Here is a 16,664-nt window from a genome sequence, read left to right on the forward strand (position 1 = left end):
AGGCAGGGCTCAGCCGCCGACGGTGAAGGTGCGGGTCTGCTCGAACATCCGCGGCCCCTCCGGCGACTCGCCACCGGACTCGTCCGGCGCCCACACCGCGATCGTGTAGGTGCCGGGCGCGAGCTCGGGCGTGGTGATCTCGTACGGGGCGTACTCGGTCGAGCCGCCCATCGTGAAGCCGGTGCCGACGACCTCGGCGTCGTCGGTGGTGAGCTCCCAGCTCAGGGTCGCCTCGAACGACGTCGACACCCCGGTGACCGTGACGACGCCGGGGGCGACCTGCTGGCCCTCGGTGGGCGACTCGACCCACACCGGTGCCTGCACGTCCTGCTGCGGCGCCCGCGTCATCGCCCCGCCCAGCGCCACCGCGCCCCACGCGTCGTACGGCGCCCCGTCGACGAGGATCGTCACGGGCGCGTTCGACTGGGCGGCGGCCGTGGCCGTCCAGACGAGCTGCTGGATCGCCAGCTCGGCCTCGCGCGTGCCGACGCCGCCGCCGGCGAAGGCGTCCGCCGAGACGTCGATCAGGATGTTCTCGTCGGTCGTGACCTCCAGGCGCGACGGCGCGGACCAGGGTGTGCGGTAGTCGGGGTCGAGCGGACGCTCGCTCATCGCCGCCAGCACGGCCGTGCGGACGGTGCCCCCCTCGTCGGGGAGGGTGCGGAACTCGCGGTAGAGCCAGACGCTCGCCGTGCTGTCGCCGAGCCAGTACACCGGGACGCCCGTCAGCTCCGGCGCCGGCGGTGCCGACGTGGTGGTGGCCGACGGCGCGCTGGTCGTCGCCGACGGCGCGGGCGAGGTGCCGGTCGTGGCGGTCGTCGTCGCGGCGGCGGGGGGCGGGTCGTCGCCGCCGCCCAGCGCCACCACGCCGACCACGCAGGCGACCACGACGACGGGGGCCGCGGCGGCGAGCCACACCACGCCGCCCCGTCGTGCGCGCGGGTGCCGGTCGTCCGCGACCCGCTCGCGGATCGCGTCGTAGCCGTCGCCGGGTTCCACCATGTCGGCCTCCCTGGTCAGGGTCGCGCGCAGCAGCGCGGCGACCTCGTGGTCGTCGTCGTCGACGGGCGTCCGCGGCCCGGGCACGTCGTTCACGGCTGCACCTCCGTCAGCGCCACCCGCAGGGCGGCGAGCCCGCGGTGGGCGTGGGTCTTCACCGCGCCGCGGCTGATGCCGCACAGCTCGGCGATCTCGGCCTCGCTGGCGTCGGCGTGGTACCGGAGCACGAGCACCTCCTGCTGCCGCCGGGGGAGGCGCCGCAGCGCTGCCATCACCCGGGCGTCGTCGGCCGAGCGCGCGGCCAGGTCGTCGGGTCCAGCCGGCGCGGGTGGTGCCGGCTCGCGGTGCCTCTCCTCGACCTGCCGGTGCCGGTGCCACGACCGGGCGCCGTTCACGACGCTGGTGCGCAGGTAGCCGCCCGCCCGCTGCGGGTCGCGCAGGCCCGGCAGGTGCCGGTGGGTCGCCACGAACGCGTCCTGGACGACCTCCTCGGCGGCCGAGGTCGAGCCGAGCAGCAGCGCCGCGAGCCGCACCATCGGCCCCCAGTGGGTGGCGTAGAGCACCCGCAGCGCCTCGTCCGGGTCGTGGGGGAGGGCGTCGCGGCGCTCGTCCGCGTCCCTGCTCCTCGCCACCGTCCTCACCCCTCTCCCACGCGCGGCGGGGCCGGGAGGTTGACACCGCAGCGCGCCCAGCGTCCCGCACGCCGGGACGGGCGCCGCGCAGGCGCGGCCGTCCGCACTGGTCCTAGGGTCGGGGCATGAGCGAGGAGTGCCTGTTCTGCCGCATCGTCGCGGGCGAGGTCCCGGCCGACGTCGTCCGCCGCACCGAGCGCGTGCTGGCCTTCCGCGACGTCGACCCGAAGGCGCCGACGCACGTCCTGGTGATCCCGCTCGCCCACCACGCCGACGTCGGGGCGCTGGCCCGCGAGGACGGCGAGCTGCTCGCCGACCTGGGGCGCGTGGCCGCCGAGGTCGGGGAGGCGGAGTCGCCGGGCGGGTGGCGCCTGGTCTTCAACACCGGGGCCCAGGCGGGGCAGACGGTGTTCCACGTGCACGGCCACGTGCTGGGCGGCCGCGGATTGGGCTGGCCGCCGGGCTGACACCCCTCGGTAGACTGGAGCCCGGCCCCGACGCCCGTCGCGGCCGCGGCAGCCACCGCGACGCCGGTGGTCACGAGCGAGGAGCGAGCGGCACCCAGCCGGCCCATGACTGACGACACCACCTCGGCACCGCGCGACGGCGCGGCGGACGACGTCACCGGCCAGGCCGCCCCCGCGGCCGCGCGCAGCTCGCGCCACACGGTCGCCGTGCCGTCCAGCGTCCCGATGGTCTCCCTCCTCGGCAGCCGCGACGAGCTGCTCCGGGTGGTCGAGCGCGCCTTCCCGCGGGTCGACGTGCTGGTCCGCGGCAACGAGATCACCCTCGACGGGCCGGTCGGCGACGTCGCCCTCGTCGAGCGCCTGGTCGACGAGCTCGTCGCCGTGCTCGGCAGCGGCCAGCACCTCAGCCCCGACGCCGTCGAGCGCTCGATCGGCATGCTGCGCGCGTCGTCCGCCGAGCGCCCGGCCGACGTCCTCACCCTGAACGTGCTGTCGCACCGCGGCCGCACGATCCGGCCGAAGACGTTGAACCAGAAGCGGTACGTCGACGCCATCGACACCCACACCATCGTGTTCGGCATCGGCCCCGCGGGTACCGGCAAGACCTACCTCGCGATGGCCAAGGCCGTGCAGGCGCTGCAGGCCAAGCAGGTCAACCGCATCATCCTGACCCGGCCGGCGGTCGAGGCGGGCGAGCGGCTGGGCTTCCTGCCCGGCACGCTGACCGAGAAGATCGACCCCTACCTGCGGCCGCTGTACGACGCGCTGCACGACATGGTCGACCCCGACTCGATCCCGCGCCTGATGGCGTCCGGGACGATCGAGGTGGCGCCGCTCGCGTACATGCGCGGCCGCTCGCTCAACGACGCGTTCATCATCCTCGACGAGGCGCAGAACACCTCGCCCGAGCAGATGAAGATGTTCCTGACCCGGCTCGGGTTCGGCTCGAAGATGGTCGTCACCGGCGACGTCACGCAGGTCGACCTGCCCGGCGGCACGCAGTCCGGCCTGCGGGTGGTGCGCGAGATCCTCGACGACGTCGAGGACGTGTACTTCGCCAACCTCACCAGCACCGACGTCGTGCGCCACCGGCTGGTGAGCGACATCGTCGAGGCGTACGGGCGCTGGGACGCCCAGCGCTCGCGCGACGAGGCCCCGGCCCGACCGGTGCGCGGCCGGCCGCAGCGCCGATGAGCATCGAGGTCGACAACGAGTCCGGCGTCGCGGTCGACGAGCTCGAGATCGCCGCGCTGGCGCGGCACGTGCTCGACGCCATGCACGTGCACCCGCAGGCCGAGCTGTTCGTGCGGCTGGTCGACACCGACGCGATGAGCGACCTGCACGTGCGGTGGATGGACGAGGAGGGGCCCACCGACGTGCTGTCCTTCCCGATGGACGAGCTGCGTCCGGGCCGCGAGGGGGCGCCGAGCGACCCCGGGCTGCTCGGCGACGTGGTGGTCTGCCCGCAGGTGGCGGCCACGCAGGCCAAGGCCGCCGGGCACGCCACCGAGGAGGAGATCCTCCTGCTCACCACCCACGGCATCCTGCACCTGCTCGGCTACGACCACGCCGAGCCCGAGGAGGAGAAGGAGATGTTCGAGCTGCAGCGACGGCTCCTGCTCACCTTCCTCGGCACCCGCGCCGGCTGAGACCGCCGTGCCCGCAGGCCTGTTCGTCACCCTCGCGATCGTCCTGGTCGTGCTCGCCGGCGTGTTCGCGGCCGCCGAGACCGCGCTGGCGCGGGTCGGGCGCTCGGACGCCGCCCGGCTGGTCGGCGAAGGCCGCCGCGGTTCCGCGCCGCTCGCCGTCCTGGTCGAGGGCGGCGCGTCGTCGTTGAACGTCGCGATCTTCCTGCGCGTCACCTGCGAGGCGGCCGCCGCCGTGTGCGTCGCGCTCGCCGTCGACGCGTTCGTGCAGCGGTGGTGGGCGGTGCTGCTCGTGGCCACCGCCGTGATGGCCGCCGCCTCCTACGTCGTCGTCGGCGTCTCGCCGCGCACGATCGCCCGGCAGCAGCCCGAGCAGGTCGCGCTCGCGGTCGCGCCCACGCTGCGGGCCGGGGTGCGGCTGCTCGGTCCGGTCGCCCGCCTGCTCGTCGTGGTCGGCAACGTCGTCACGCCCGGCCGCGGCTTCCGGCACGGGCCGTTCGCGTCCGAGGACGAGCTGCGCGACCTTGTCGACCTGGCCAGCGAGTCGGACGCGATCGAGGCCGAGGAGCGGCGGATGATCCACTCCGTCTTCGAGCTGGGCGACACCATCGTCCGCGAGGTGATGGTGCCCCGCACCGACATGGTCACCGTGGAGCAGGCCACGGGGCTCGAGGACGCCATGCACCTGTTCCTGCGCTCCGGGTTCTCGCGCATCCCCGTGATCGGCGAGAGCACCGACGACCCGCTGGGGGTGCTCTACCTCAAGGACGTCGCGCGCCGCCTGCACTCCGGCCACCCCGAGAACGACGAGATGGCGGTCGAGCGCGCCATGCGTCCGGCCGTGTTCGTGCCCGAGAGCAAGACCGTCGACTCGCTGCTGCGCGAGATGCAGGGCGACGCCGCGCACGTCGCGCTCGTCGTCGACGAGTACGGCGGCATCGCCGGGCTGGTGACGATCGAGGACCTCGTGGAGGAGATCGTCGGCGAGATCGCCGACGAGTACGACCGCGACCCGCCGCAGGTCGAGGCGCTCGAGGAGGGCACCTACCGGCTCAGCGCGCGGCTGCCCATCGACGACCTCGCCGAGCTGTTCGACGTCGAGATCGACGAGGACGAGGTCGACTCCGTCGGCGGGCTGCTCGCCAAGGCGATCGGCCGGGTGCCGATCCCCGGCGCCACCACGACCGTGCACGGGGTCGTGCTCACGGCCGAGCGCACCGAGGGCCGCCGCAACCGCATCACCTCGGTGCTCGCCCACCGCGAGGCGCCCGAGACCCTGCACGACGACGCGCCGGGAGGCGACTGACCATGTCCGACAGCACGTTCCGCAGCGGGTTCGCCGCGCTGGTCGGACGCCCGAACGCCGGCAAGTCGACGCTGACCAACGCGCTGGTGGGCGACAAGGTCGCGATCACCTCGAGCCGGCCGCAGACGACGCGGCACACCATCCGCGGGATCGTGCACCGTCCCGACGCGCAGCTGGTGCTCGTCGACACCCCCGGGCTGCACCGCCCGCGCACGCTGCTCGGGGAGCGGCTGAACGCGCTCGTCGCCGAGACCCTGGCCGAGGTCGACCTGGTGGTGTTCTGCCTGCCCGCCGACCAGAAGGTCGGGCCCGGGGACCGGTTCGTGGCCTCGCAGCTCGCCGCGCTGCGCGAGGGCCCGGGCGGACGCCGGCGCGGGCCCAAGGTGGTCGCCGCCGTCACCAAGACCGACCTGGTCGACCGCGTCCGCACCGCCGAGCACCTGCTCGCCGTGCAGCAGCTCGGCGAGGCCTCCGGCGGGTGGGACGACATCGTGCCGGTCTCGGCGACGGCCGGTCACCAGGTCGACGTGCTGGTCGACGTGCTGCTCGGCCTGCTGCCGCAGGGCCCGCCGCTCTACCCCGAGGGCGAGCTCACCGACGAGCCCGAGCTCGTGATGGCGGGCGAGCTCGTCCGCGAGGCCGCGCTCGAGGGGCTCGGCGACGAGCTGCCGCACTCGCTCGCCGTCGTGGTCGAGGAGATGGTGCCGCGCGAGGGCCGCGACGACGGCATGCTCGACGTGCGCGTCAACCTGTTCGTGGAGCGCGACTCGCAGAAGGGCATCGTGATCGGCAAGGGCGGCACGCGCCTGCGCGAGGTGGGAACCACCGCGCGGCAGGGCATCTCGCGGCTGCTCGGCGTCCCGGTGTTCCTCGACCTGCACGTCAAGGTGGCCAAGGACTGGCAGCGCGACCCGAAGCAGCTGCGGCGCCTGGGCTTCTGACCCGTGCCCGTTTCGCTAGTTCAGTGTCGGAAGTGACACCGGAGTGGCGTCGCAACACGTGTGCCGTGCCAGGACGCCTCGCTCAGTGCAGGGCGACACCGGCGACGTGCAGCCCACGGTAGAGAGGGCGGCCCAGGCACGTCACCGCTCACCCCTGCGGACCACTGGACGAGGCAAGCTGGCGTGTCACGCCTGTCTTGATGCCACTCCGGTGTCACTTCCGACACTGAACTAGCGAAACGGACGGCGGCGGGCGGTCAGTGGCGGACGGCGGCGCTGCCCTCGTCGACGAGGTGGGGGCCGTCGCGGTGCAGCACCGTCCCGGGCGGGGACGGGCGCGCTGCGGCGAGGTCGGCCGACGACAGCGAGAAGACCACGCGGGTCAGGCCGACGCGCTCCATCGCCCACGAGCACATCGCGCAGGGCTCGCAGCTGGTGTACATCGTCACCTCGGCGACCTGCTCGGGCGCCAGGTGCCGTGCCGCCCACCGGGCCAGCTTGAGCTCGGGGTGCGCGCTGACGTCCGCGTCGGTGACGGTCGTGTTGGTGTCCTCGGCGAGCACCGTGCCGGCGGCGTCGACGAGCAGCGACCCGAACGGCGGGTTCCCGCTCGAGCTGGCCTGCACGGCCAGTGCGATCGCACGCCGCAGCAGGGCGGACGAGGTGTCGTCGAGGCTCACAGGAACAGCGTCCCCTCGGCCACGAGCACGCCGCTCCCGGACAGCTCGACGACGTCGCCGGCGACCCGCACCCGCAGCGTGCTCGCCCGCCCGCTCGCCACGCCCTGCAGCACCTGCACGGCGCCGTCGGCCGGCGCACGCCCGTCGCGGACGAGCAGCGCCGCCAGCGGCCCGGCGGCGGTGCCGGTCGCGGGGTCCTCGGCGATGCCCACGGTGGGGTTGAAGAACCGGGCGTAGGCGTGCGCGCCGTCGTCGCCGGGCTCGGTGCTGAAGACGTAGCAGCCCTCGGCGCCGGCCGCCGCCAGCACCGCGAGCAGCCGGGGCGTGTCGGGCACGGCCGCGTCGACGTCGCGGCGCGTGCGCACCTCCACCAGCAGGTGCTCGGCGCCGGTCCAGACCACCTCCGCGTCGGCCGGTGCCAGGTCGTCGACGTCGAGGCCGAGCGAGGCCGCCAGGGCAGGACGGTCGTCGGCCCGACCGAGGAACCGCGGCGCGGACTGGCGCATCGTGACCAGCGCGGGTGCGCCGTCCGGCCGGGTGACGGTCACCGGCAGCACGTCGTCGCCGATCTGCTGATGGAAGTCGCTGCGCTCCGGGTCGAGGCCGCCGGCGGTGGCCAACCAGATCCACGCGCCCATCGCGTTGTGCCCGGCGCCCAGCACCTCGACGCCGCCGGGGGTGAACGACCGCAGCCGCACGTCCGCGCCGTCGGCGCTGGGCGCGACCAGGAACGTCGTCTCGGACTGGTTCAGCTCGCGGGCCACGGCGGCCATCTGCTCGGTCGTCAGGCCGTCGGCCGACGGCACGAGGGGGAGCGGGTTGCCGGTGAGCGGCAGGTCGGCGAACACGTCGACCCACACGAAGCGCACGTCCACGACCGCGACGCTAGCGGTCGGCCGGCCCGCACGGCACCGATGAGTCGGGCGGTCGGCGCGCGTCCACCCTCGGACCACGACGGAGCACGACGGCCCCGGAGGCGACGATGGCGGCGCGGCAGGGCGCGACGACGACCGAGGTGCAGGACGAGGCGCGCCGGGTGCTGGCCACCAACCGGTACCTGACGCTGGCCACGGCCGACGCCGACGGGCGTCCGTGGGCGACGCCGCTGTGGTTCGCCACCGGCGACGGGCGGACGTTCTTCTGGCTCTCGCGCCCGGGCGCGCGGCACTCGCGCCACCTCGTCGCCCGTCCGTCGGTCGGGCTCACGGTCTTCGACTCGACGGCCGCCTTCGGCGAGGCCGCCGCGCTGTACGCCGAGGCCGCGGCCGAGGAGGTCCCGGAGCCCGACCGCGCGGCCGCGCTCGAGGTCGTCGCCGCCCGCGGGCGCGAGCACGGCCTCGGCGCCTGGGACGAGGACCGGGTCACCGGGACGGCGCCGTTCCGGCTCTACCGCGCCCGCGCCACGCGGGTCTTCGTGCTGGACGACCGGGACGGCCGGGTCGAGGTGCACTGAGGGCAGGGCGCGACCGTCCGCGGACCGGACGCGACCGCCCACCTGCTGGGACGGACGTAGGATCGGGGCATGCGCGTCGGAGTGTTCGGAGCCACCGGTCAGGTCGGGACGGTCATGCGCCGTCTGCTCGAGGAGCGGGACTTCCCGGTCACCGAGATCAGGTTCTTCGCCAGCGCCAGGTCGGCCGGCACGACGCTGCCGTGGAAGGGCACCGACGTCGTGGTCGAGGACTCCGCGACCGCCGACTTCAGCGGGCTCGAGCTGGCGCTGTTCAGCAACGGCAAGAAGGCCTCGCTCGAGCTCGCGCCCAAGGTCGCGGCGGCCGGCGCCGTCGTGGTCGACAACTCCAGCGCCTGGCGGATGGACCCCAAGGTCCCGCTCGTGGTGTCCGAGGTGAACGCGGCCGACCTCGACGACCTGCCCAAGGGCATCGTGGCGAACCCGAACTGCACCACGATGGCCGCGATGCCGGTGCTGAAGCCGCTGCACGACCGCGCCACCCTCACCCGCCTCGTGGTCGCCACCTACCAGGCCGTCTCGGGCACCGGCGGCGCCGGTGTCGACGAGCTCGACCGGCAGGCCAAGGCGGGAGCGGCCGAGGGGCCGGCCCTGGTGCACCACGGCTCGGCCGTCGACCTCGGCGCGCCGCAGGTGTACGCGGAGCCGATCGCCTTCAACGTCCTGCCGCTCGCCGGCTCGGTCGTCGACGACGGCAGCGGCGAGACCGACGAGGAGCAGAAGCTGCGCAACGAGTCGCGCAAGATCCTGCACGCGCCCGACCTGCTCGTCGCCGGCACCTGCGTCCGCGTCCCGGTGTTCACCGGCCACAGCCTCGCGATCCACGCCGAGTTCGCCGAGCCGATCTCGCCCGAGGACGCCACGAAGCTGCTGCAGGACGCCCCGGGCGTGGAGCTCGACGAGGTGCCCACGCCGCTCAAGGCGGCGGGCGCCGACCCGTCGTTCGTCGGCCGCATCCGCGCCGACCGGTCCGCGCCCGAGGGTCGCGGCCTGGTGCTGTTCGTCTCCAACGACAACCTGCGCAAGGGGGCGGCGCTGAACGCCGTGCAGGTGGCCGAGGAGCTCGTCCGCCGCCGCGCCTGATCGCCCGCTCGACCTGCACGCTGTCGCACCCCACCCGTAGCGTCCGGGACATGGCACTCGAACGCGACGACGCGCACGCCCTGCTCGCCGAGCCGTTGGTGGCGGTGATCGCCGTCGAGGAGGCGGGCAGGCCGCCGCTGGCCGTCCCGATCTGGTACGCCTACGAGCCCGGCGGCGACGTGTGGGTCATCACCGAGCGCGAGTCGCTCAAGGCGCGCGCCCTGCGCGCCGCCCGCACCTGCACGCTCGTGGTCGACGAGGTGCAGCCGCGCACGCGGTACGTCTCGGTCGCGTGCGACCTCCTCGACGAGCGCCCGGCGACGCCGGACGACGGCCGCGCCATGGCCGAGCGCTACCTGCCGCCGGAGGCCGTCGAGGGGTACCTCGAGTTCGCGGGGGCGAACATCGGCGCCGAGGTGGTGCTGACCCTGCGCCCCACCCACTGGCGCTCGGCCGACCTCACCGTCTGAGGTCGTCCCAGATCGTCGGTTGCGCACTCTTGTCCGGTTTGCTCCCAGCCTGATAGGAATTGTTCACCGGGCGGTGCCTCCCAGGGCGCCGGCAGCTGCACCGACCTCCGCGCCCAGCGGGGGTCCCCCTCACGACTCGGAGGAACCGCAGTTGCGTCCCACCCTGCCCTCGTCCCGACGACGCCCCGCGCTCGTCCTCGCCGTCGGGTCCGCCCTCACCGCGTCCCTGCTGGTCGGGGGCAGCGCCGTCGGCGCCACCGCCCCGGCGCCGGCCGACCTGCCCGCCTCGTCCACCGCGCTCGACCGGCCGCAGGCCGGTGACAGCGCCTTCCTGGCCGCCGCCCCCACGTGCAGCGAGACCCCGCGCGAGCTGCCGATCACCGAGTTCACCGACCACGCCGAGCTCGGGGCCGAGCTGCAGCGCATCGAGCGCGTGTCCGACGGCGTCGTCGACGTCGAGCAGGCCGGGCGCAGCAACCGCGGCCGCGAGATCTGGACGGCCCGCGTCGGCACCGGCCCCAAGGCGGTGCTCATCACCTCGGAGATCCACGGCAACGAGAAGACCGGCACCGACGCGATCCTCGACCTGCTCGACTGGGTCGGCACGTCCGACTCGCGCAAGGCGCAGCAGTGGCGCGACGAGCTCACGATCGTCGCCATCCCGAAGATGAACCCGGACGGTGCCGAGCTCGACCGCCGCGGCAACGACCAGACCTGGGCCGAGGTGCAGGCCCGGCACCCGCAGCTGCGGGGCGCCGAGCCGGCGTGGAACTACTACGACACCCCGCGCACCGGCGACGACTACGCCGCCGCACCCGGGTTCGACACCAACCGCGACTACCACCCCGACCTCGGGTACGTGCCGCAGGCGGAGGACTTCCCGGGCACCTCGGCCGACTACGGCTGGTACATCACGCCGGAGGCCTCGCTCGTGCGCGACGTGTACCAGGGCCTGACCGCGGAGTTCGGGGAGGTCGACACCTACGTCGACCTGCACCACCAGGGCGCCTGCTACGTCATGCCCGACGACCCGGACGAGTTCGTGACGCTGTCGATCTCGGGCAAGTTCGTGGCCGACCCGGCCACCAAGCCCGAGTACGCGGAGTACGCCGACCGCTACGACCTCGAGTACAGCAAGCAGCTCAACGTCGCGGTGAACCAGGCGCTGCAGGCCAAGGCGTCGCAGCGCCCGATCTTCGGCAACGTCACGCTGTACCCGCAGGACATCGACCTGCCCGGCACCGGCCTCGGGGCGTTCGCGCTGAACGGTTCCGGCGCGGTGCTGTTCGAGGTGCGCGGCCAGACCCAGACGCTCGGCCAGCAGTACCGGGCGGTGCTCACCAGGTCGGTCTACATCGGCCTCGACGGCATGCTCAGCTCGATCGCGTCCGGGCGGGTCGCCGACCTCGACCCGACCGAGTACGACGCCATCCCGCTGCGCGGGCCGAACATCGGCGCCGGTGAGGACGAGGACGCCCAGGTGCTGCGCGAGCAGCGCGCCGGCTGACCTCCACCCCCGTCCGACGGGCGGCGCGCCTCAGGCCCGGCCTGCGGCGCGCCGCTCGCGGCTGCTGGGCCGCCTCCTCCTGGCAACGCGCGCGACGCGACCGCATCCGCGTGGCTAGCGTCGGTGACGTGCCCGACGCGACCTTCGACGACCCGCGCCTCGCGGCGCTCTACGACCCGCTCGACCCCGACCGCAGCGACCTCGACGCGTACGCCGCGCTCGCGGACGAGCTGGGCGCCCGGTCGGTGCTCGACATCGGTTGCGGCACGGGCGTCTTCGCGATCCTGCTTGCCGAGCTGGGGCTGGCCGTCACCGGCGTCGACCCGGCCGGCGCCTCCGTCGACGTCGCCCGGCGCAAGCCCGGTGCCGACGGTGTGACCTGGGTGGTGGGGGAGGCCCGGGCCGCGCTGCCGCTGCAGGTCGACCTGGTGACGATGACGGCCAACGTCGCCCAGGTCTTCACCACCGACGACGCCTGGCGCGAGGTGCTCGCCGCCGCCCACGACGCGCTGCGTCCGGGCGGGCACCTGGCGTTCGAGACCCGCGTCGTCGGGCGGCGCGCGTGGGAGGGCTGGACCCGTGAGGCGAGCGACGACGTCACCGACGTCGCCGGCGTGGGTCCGGTGCGCACCTGGCACGAGGTCGTCCGCACCGAGGAGACCCCGGACGGCCTGCTCGTCACGTTCGACGCGATGAACGTGCTGCCGGACGGCACCGAGCTGGCCTCGTCGTCGACGCTGCGGTTCCCCACCCGCGAGCAGGTCGAGACCTCCCTCGCCGCAACGGGGTTCGAGCTCGTCGAGATCCGCGACGCCCCGGACCGCCCCGGCCTCGAGTGGGTGTTCGTCGCGCGCCGTCCCGCGGGCTGACCACACAGTCCGGCATCCGGGACGGCGGCACCGCCCGTGGACCGCGGCCGGGGACGTGGTTAGGCTGCTGCTGTGCGCGGACGCCTCCTCCTCGGCTGCCGCGGCGAGGGTCGCTGACCGACCGGTCCCCTCGTCGCGGAGTGCTCACCTGCCCGGTCGCCCCTGACGAGCCAGGAAGGCCCATCGTGAGCACCACCCCCGTCACCCCCAGCACCAAGCAGGCCGTCGCCCGCACCACCGGCGACCCGGTGCCGGCGCCGATCGAGGCGCAGCGCGGCAGCACCTACTGGACCGGCGCCCCGCAGCGTCCGTCGTCGATGCCCGCGCACCGGTACCTGCCGTTCCACGAGCAGATCGCCGTCGACCTGCCCGACCGCACCTGGCCCGCGAAGCGGATCGAGCAGGCGCCGCGCTGGTGCGCGGTCGACCTGCGCGATGGCAACCAGGCGCTGATCGACCCGATGAACGCCTCGCGCAAGCTGGCGTTCTTCCAGCTGCTCGTCGAGATGGGCTACAAGGAGATCGAGGTCGGCTTCCCGGCCGCGAGCCAGACCGACTTCGACTTCGTCCGGCAGCTGATCGAGGGCGACCTGATCCCCGACGACGTGCGCATCCAGGTGCTGACCCAGTGCCGCGAGCACCTGATCGACCGCACCTTCGAGTCACTGGTCGGCGCCAAGCAGGCGATCCTGCACTTCTACAACTCCACGTCGGTGCTGCAGCGCCGCGTGGTGTTCGGCATGGACCGCGACGGCATCGCCGACATCGCCACGTCGGGTGCGCGGTTCGCGATGAAGTACGCCGAGATCCACACGCCGCAGACCGAGATCCACTGGCAGTACTCGCCGGAGAGCTACACCGGCACCGAGCTCGAGTTCGCCGCCGAGGTGTGCGGCAAGGTCGCCGACGTCATCGACCCCACGCCCGACCGGCCGCTGATCGTGAACCTGCCGGCCACGGTCGAGATGGCGACGCCGAACGTCTACGCCGACTCGATCGAGTGGATGCACCGCAACCTGCCCCGGCGCGACTCGATGGTGCTGAGCCTGCACCCGCACAACGACCGGGGCACGGGCGTCGCGGCGGCCGAGCTGGGCTACCTGGCCGGTGCCGACCGCATCGAGGGCTGCCTGTTCGGCAACGGAGAGCGCACCGGCAACGTCTGCCTGGTGACGCTGGGGCTGAACCTGCTGAGCCAGGGCATCGACCCGCAGATCGACTTCTCCGACATCGACGAGGTGCGCCGCACCGTCGAGTACTGCAACCAGCTGCCGGTGCCCGAGCGGCACCCGTACGGCGGCGACCTGGTCTTCACCGCGTTCTCGGGCTCGCACCAGGACGCCATCAACAAGGGCTTCGTGCACCTGGAGGCCGACGCCGCCGAGGCCGGTGTGCCGGTCGACGAGTTCACCTGGCAGGTGCCGTACCTGCCGATCGACCCCAAGGACGTCGGCCGCAGCTACGAGGCGGTCATCCGGGTCAACAGCCAGTCCGGCAAGGGCGGCGTCGCGTACCTGATGAAGACCGAGCACCAGCTCGACCTGCCGCGCCGGCTGCAGATCGAGTTCAGCGGGGTCGTGCAGCACCGCTCCGACGACCAGGGCGGCGAGGTGTCGTCCGAGGAGCTGTGGAAGGTCTTCGCCGACGAGTACCTGCCGTCGACCGACCCCCAGGGCGGCTGGGGCCGGCTGTCGCTGCGCGGCACCCGCTCGACGAGCCAGGTCGACGGCGCCGACCGGCTCGAGGTCGACCTGGTCGACCGGGGGGTGGAGCGCACGCTGCAGGGCATCGGCAACGGCCCGATCGCGGCGTTCGTCGACGTCCTCGACTCGCTCGGGGTGCGGGTGCGGGTGCTCGACTACGCCGAGCACGCCCTGGGCGCGGGCGGCGACGCGCGCGCCGCGTCGTTCGTCGAGTGCGAGATCGGCGACCGGGTGCTGTGGGGCGTCGGCATCGACCACAACATCGTCACCGCCTCGCTCAAGGCGGTCGTCTCGGCGGTGAACCGCAGCAGCAGGTGAGGGGGCCACCGGGGCGGGTGCGGCGCCCGGGCGGTTCCTGCCACCCTGCGCAGGATCGTCCGGGATCCGCTCACCCGGTCGGACGCACCACGGGGGTCGGGTGCCGTCGATGCCACGGTGCGTGACGCGTCCGCGTGCGACACTTCGGACGGTAACCGGCACCCCGAGCAGGCCCCAGGAGCGAGCATGACGTCGACGTCGACGGCCCTGTGCCTCGTCGACGAGTTCGGCCCGTTCGACCTGCTCACCGACTGGGCGCACGGCCTCTACCTCGAGGGACGCCACGAGGAGGCGGTGCGCGCCGGCCGCGAGGCGCTGGCGATGGTCTCGTTGACCGACGACCAGATCTCGCCGCTCTACCTGCACTACATCATCGGCACGTCCCTGCACGAGCTCGGCCAGAGCGTCGAGGCGACGCTGAACGCCCAGCTGCTGCTCGCGCGGATCGACCCCGAGCGCCAGCCGTACTGGCGGGCGAAGGGGCTGTCGCTGCTGGCCGAGGCGTACATCCGCGAGGGCGAGATGGACCGCGCGATGGACGCCCTCGCCGAGGCCAGCGCGCTGCTGCACCGCTTCCCCTCGAACGCCTACAACCACATGTCGGCGAGCATGGCGGTCGCCCTGGCGATGCGGGCGATGTACGTCTACCGCGAGGCCGACGCGCTGCTGGTGGCGAGCATCGGCACCACCGCGGCCTCCATGAACCTGCTCGTGCTCGACGAGGCCTGCCAGTCGCTCCTGTACTGGGCCGCCAGCTGCGAGCTGGTCGGTCGCGACGCCGAGGCGCGCGGCCTCTACGTCGAGGCGCTCTCGCGCTGCCTCGCCACGCTGCGGTCGGCCCGCTCCCTCGACGAGCCCTTCATGGTGCTGCGCTCGCAGATCGTCGAGGCGTTCGTGCTGGAGCGGCTCGGGCACGGCGAGGTCGCCGCCGCCACCCTCACCCGCCTGCTCGCCGAGCACGACGTCCGCGACGAGGTGATCGACGGCCATCTGGCCCGCATCGCCCTCGCCCGGGTGCTCGCGACCCAGGGCCGCACCCAGGAGGCGCAGACCCACCTGCGGGCGGCGATCCGGTTCGCCGAGCGCGCCGCCCGCGACGTCTGGGCCGCGACCGCGGTGCTCGTGCAGGTCGAGGTCGACCGCATCGAGCACGGCGACCACCCGGGGCTCGACCGCACGGCCCGGGTCGCGCGGGAGTCGATCCTGCGGCTTTGGCGCGACCGGGAGAGCCGGTTCGCCGACATCCAGGCGCGCAGCCGGGTGGCCGAGCTGCTGCAGCAGACCGAGCGGATGGGCCAGGAGGTGCTCGAGGACCCCCTCACCGGCCTCGGCAACCGGCGGCGGCTGGTCGACGCCATCGCCGGCCGCACCGACGTGATCTCGGCGATCTTCGTCGACCTCGACCGGTTCAAGGACACCAACGACACCTACGGCCACGCCGTGGGCGACCGGGTGCTGCTGACCGTGGCCGACCTGCTGCGCACGAGCACCCGCTCGCAGGACGTCGTGATCCGCTACGGCGGCGACGAGTTCATCGTCCTGGTCGACTCCGACCCGGTGGCCGCGCACGCCGTCGCCGACCGCGTGCACCTGGCCGTGCAGCAGCACGACTGGGAGCAGCACCACCCGGGCCTGCAGGTGACGGTGTCGGTCGGCGTCGCCACCTCCCAGCGCGCCGACGCCGTGCTCGCCGCCGCCGACAAGGCGCTCTACTCGGCCAAGAGCCAGGGCCGCGACCAGGTCGTCCTGCTCTGATCCGCGTCCTGCGCTGATCCCGCGCGTCCCACGCACGCGTCCTCCACGGCGCGGTCGCGCGGCTGGGGGATGATGGACCGGTGAGCACCTTCCGGGACGACGCCGTCGTCCTGCGCACCCACAAGCTGGGTGAGGCCGACCGCATCATCACGCTGCTCACCCGCCACCACGGACGCGTCCGCGCGGTCGCCAAGGGCGTGCGGCGCACGTCGAGCCGGTTCGGGTCGCGGCTCGAGCCGTTCATGCTCGTCGACGTGCTGCTGTGGCAGGGCCGCAACCTCGACATCGTCAACCAGGTCGACGTCACCGGGCCGTACGGCGCGACGATCGCGTCCGACTACCGCCGGTACACCGCCGCGACGGCGATGGTCGAGACCGCCGAGCGGATGACCGAGAACGAGCGCGAGCCGGCGACCCAGCAGTTCCTGCTGCTCGTCGGCGGCCTGCGCACGCTGGCCTCGTCCGAGCACGACCCGGCGATGGTGCTCGACGCCTTCCTGCTGCGGTCGCTGTCGGTGGCGGGCTGGGCGCCGTCGTTCCGCGACTGCGCCCGCTGCGGGCTGCCCGGCCCGCACCGGGCGTTCAACGTCGCGAGCGGCGGCGTGGTGTGCGCGGGGTGCCGTCCGCCCGGGTCGGCCTCGCCCGCGCCCGAGACGCTGGACCTGCTCGCCGCGCTGCTCAGCGGCGACTGGGAGGTCGCCGACGCCAGCGACCCGCGGCACCGCCGCGAGGGCAGCGGGCTCGTCGCGGCCTACCTGCAGTGGCACCTCGAGCGCGGCGTCCGGTCGCTGCAGCACGTGGAGCGCGCGTGAGCCCC

At 73.9% G+C, this 16,664-nt stretch carries 17 protein-coding genes; 13 read left to right on the forward strand and 4 right to left on the reverse strand.

Annotated features, from left to right (window positions below; translation table 11 throughout):
- Nucleotides 1-9: 9 nt before the first annotated feature.
- Together ACYVKY_RS06120 and ACYVKY_RS06125 are read right to left on the reverse strand one after the other, a co-directional pair.
- Nucleotides 10-1,095: a Gmad2 immunoglobulin-like domain-containing protein gene (locus ACYVKY_RS06120; protein ID WP_460434087.1), complete on the reverse strand. Its 1,086-nt coding sequence runs from the start codon at nucleotides 1,093-1,095 to the stop codon at nucleotides 10-12.
- Nucleotides 1,092-1,631, reverse strand: coding sequence for a SigE family RNA polymerase sigma factor (locus tag ACYVKY_RS06125; RefSeq protein ID WP_460434088.1), 540 nt, complete (start codon nucleotides 1,629-1,631; stop codon nucleotides 1,092-1,094). Before ACYVKY_RS06125 ends, ACYVKY_RS06120 begins: the two co-directional genes overlap by 4 nt.
- 125 nt (nucleotides 1,632-1,756) lie before the next feature.
- On the opposite strand from ACYVKY_RS06125, the gene ACYVKY_RS06130 reads away from it, so the two are divergent.
- The 5 genes from ACYVKY_RS06130 (at nucleotide 1,757) to era (ending at nucleotide 5,991) form a co-directional block, all read left to right on the forward strand.
- A complete protein-coding gene (locus tag ACYVKY_RS06130; protein ID WP_460434089.1) occupies nucleotides 1,757-2,098 on the forward strand; it encodes a histidine triad nucleotide-binding protein in 342 nt (113 codons plus the stop codon).
- Between the two features lie 105 nt (nucleotides 2,099-2,203).
- Nucleotides 2,204-3,292, forward strand: coding sequence for a PhoH family protein (locus tag ACYVKY_RS06135; protein WP_460434090.1), 1,089 nt, complete (start codon nucleotides 2,204-2,206; stop codon nucleotides 3,290-3,292).
- Nucleotides 3,289-3,747: an rRNA maturation RNAse YbeY gene (ybeY, locus tag ACYVKY_RS06140; protein WP_460434091.1), complete on the forward strand. Its 459-nt coding sequence runs from the start codon at nucleotides 3,289-3,291 to the stop codon at nucleotides 3,745-3,747. Before ACYVKY_RS06135 ends, ybeY begins: the two co-directional genes overlap by 4 nt.
- A gap of 7 nt (nucleotides 3,748-3,754) precedes the next feature.
- Complete coding sequence (locus ACYVKY_RS06145) at nucleotides 3,755-5,050, forward strand: hemolysin family protein (RefSeq protein WP_460434092.1); 1,296 nt, start codon at nucleotides 3,755-3,757, stop codon at nucleotides 5,048-5,050.
- Nucleotides 5,051-5,052: 2 nt separating this feature from the next.
- Complete coding sequence (era, locus tag ACYVKY_RS06150) at nucleotides 5,053-5,991, forward strand: GTPase Era (RefSeq protein WP_460434093.1); 939 nt, start codon at nucleotides 5,053-5,055, stop codon at nucleotides 5,989-5,991.
- Nucleotides 5,992-6,248: 257 nt separating this feature from the next.
- Here era and ACYVKY_RS06155 read toward each other — a convergent pair whose 3' ends face one another.
- Together ACYVKY_RS06155 and ACYVKY_RS06160 are read right to left on the reverse strand one after the other, a co-directional pair.
- Nucleotides 6,249-6,671: a nucleoside deaminase gene (locus ACYVKY_RS06155; RefSeq protein ID WP_460434094.1), complete on the reverse strand. Its 423-nt coding sequence runs from the start codon at nucleotides 6,669-6,671 to the stop codon at nucleotides 6,249-6,251.
- Nucleotides 6,668-7,546 carry a PhzF family phenazine biosynthesis protein gene (locus ACYVKY_RS06160; RefSeq protein WP_460434095.1) on the reverse strand — a complete coding sequence of 293 codons (879 nt, stop codon included), beginning with the start codon at nucleotides 7,544-7,546 and terminating at the stop codon, nucleotides 6,668-6,670. The genes ACYVKY_RS06155 and ACYVKY_RS06160 overlap by 4 nt, the downstream gene beginning before the upstream one ends.
- A gap of 107 nt (nucleotides 7,547-7,653) precedes the next feature.
- Between ACYVKY_RS06160 and ACYVKY_RS06165 the strand changes: the two genes are divergently transcribed.
- The 8 genes from ACYVKY_RS06165 (at nucleotide 7,654) to recO (ending at nucleotide 16,659) form a co-directional block, all read left to right on the forward strand.
- Complete coding sequence (locus tag ACYVKY_RS06165; protein WP_460434096.1) at nucleotides 7,654-8,124, forward strand: pyridoxamine 5'-phosphate oxidase family protein; 471 nt, start codon at nucleotides 7,654-7,656, stop codon at nucleotides 8,122-8,124.
- Nucleotides 8,125-8,193: 69 nt separating this feature from the next.
- Entirely contained in the window at nucleotides 8,194-9,225 is a 1,032-nt protein-coding gene (locus ACYVKY_RS06170; RefSeq protein WP_460434097.1) for an aspartate-semialdehyde dehydrogenase, read from the forward strand.
- Nucleotides 9,226-9,275: 50 nt separating this feature from the next.
- On the forward strand, nucleotides 9,276-9,695 hold the full coding sequence (locus tag ACYVKY_RS06175; RefSeq protein WP_460434098.1) for a pyridoxamine 5'-phosphate oxidase family protein: 420 nt from the start codon (nucleotides 9,276-9,278) through the stop codon (nucleotides 9,693-9,695).
- A gap of 226 nt (nucleotides 9,696-9,921) precedes the next feature.
- A complete protein-coding gene (locus tag ACYVKY_RS06180) occupies nucleotides 9,922-11,202 on the forward strand; it encodes a M14 family zinc carboxypeptidase (RefSeq protein WP_460434165.1) in 1,281 nt (426 codons plus the stop codon).
- 128 nt (nucleotides 11,203-11,330) lie between these two features.
- Nucleotides 11,331-12,071 (forward strand): class I SAM-dependent DNA methyltransferase, encoded by a 741-nt coding sequence (locus ACYVKY_RS06185; RefSeq protein WP_460434099.1) that lies wholly within the window; start codon nucleotides 11,331-11,333, stop codon nucleotides 12,069-12,071.
- A gap of 317 nt (nucleotides 12,072-12,388) precedes the next feature.
- Nucleotides 12,389-14,092: a 2-isopropylmalate synthase gene (leuA, locus tag ACYVKY_RS06190; RefSeq protein WP_460434166.1), complete on the forward strand. Its 1,704-nt coding sequence runs from the start codon at nucleotides 12,389-12,391 to the stop codon at nucleotides 14,090-14,092.
- Nucleotides 14,093-14,278: 186 nt separating this feature from the next.
- A complete protein-coding gene (locus ACYVKY_RS06195; protein ID WP_460434100.1) occupies nucleotides 14,279-15,847 on the forward strand; it encodes a GGDEF domain-containing protein in 1,569 nt (522 codons plus the stop codon).
- An 80-nt stretch (nucleotides 15,848-15,927) separates the two neighbouring features.
- Nucleotides 15,928-16,659: a DNA repair protein RecO gene (gene recO / locus ACYVKY_RS06200; protein ID WP_460434101.1), complete on the forward strand. Its 732-nt coding sequence runs from the start codon at nucleotides 15,928-15,930 to the stop codon at nucleotides 16,657-16,659.
- The last annotated feature ends 5 nt before the right edge of the window (nucleotides 16,660-16,664 follow it).

Source organism: Angustibacter speluncae (assembly GCF_054777815.1).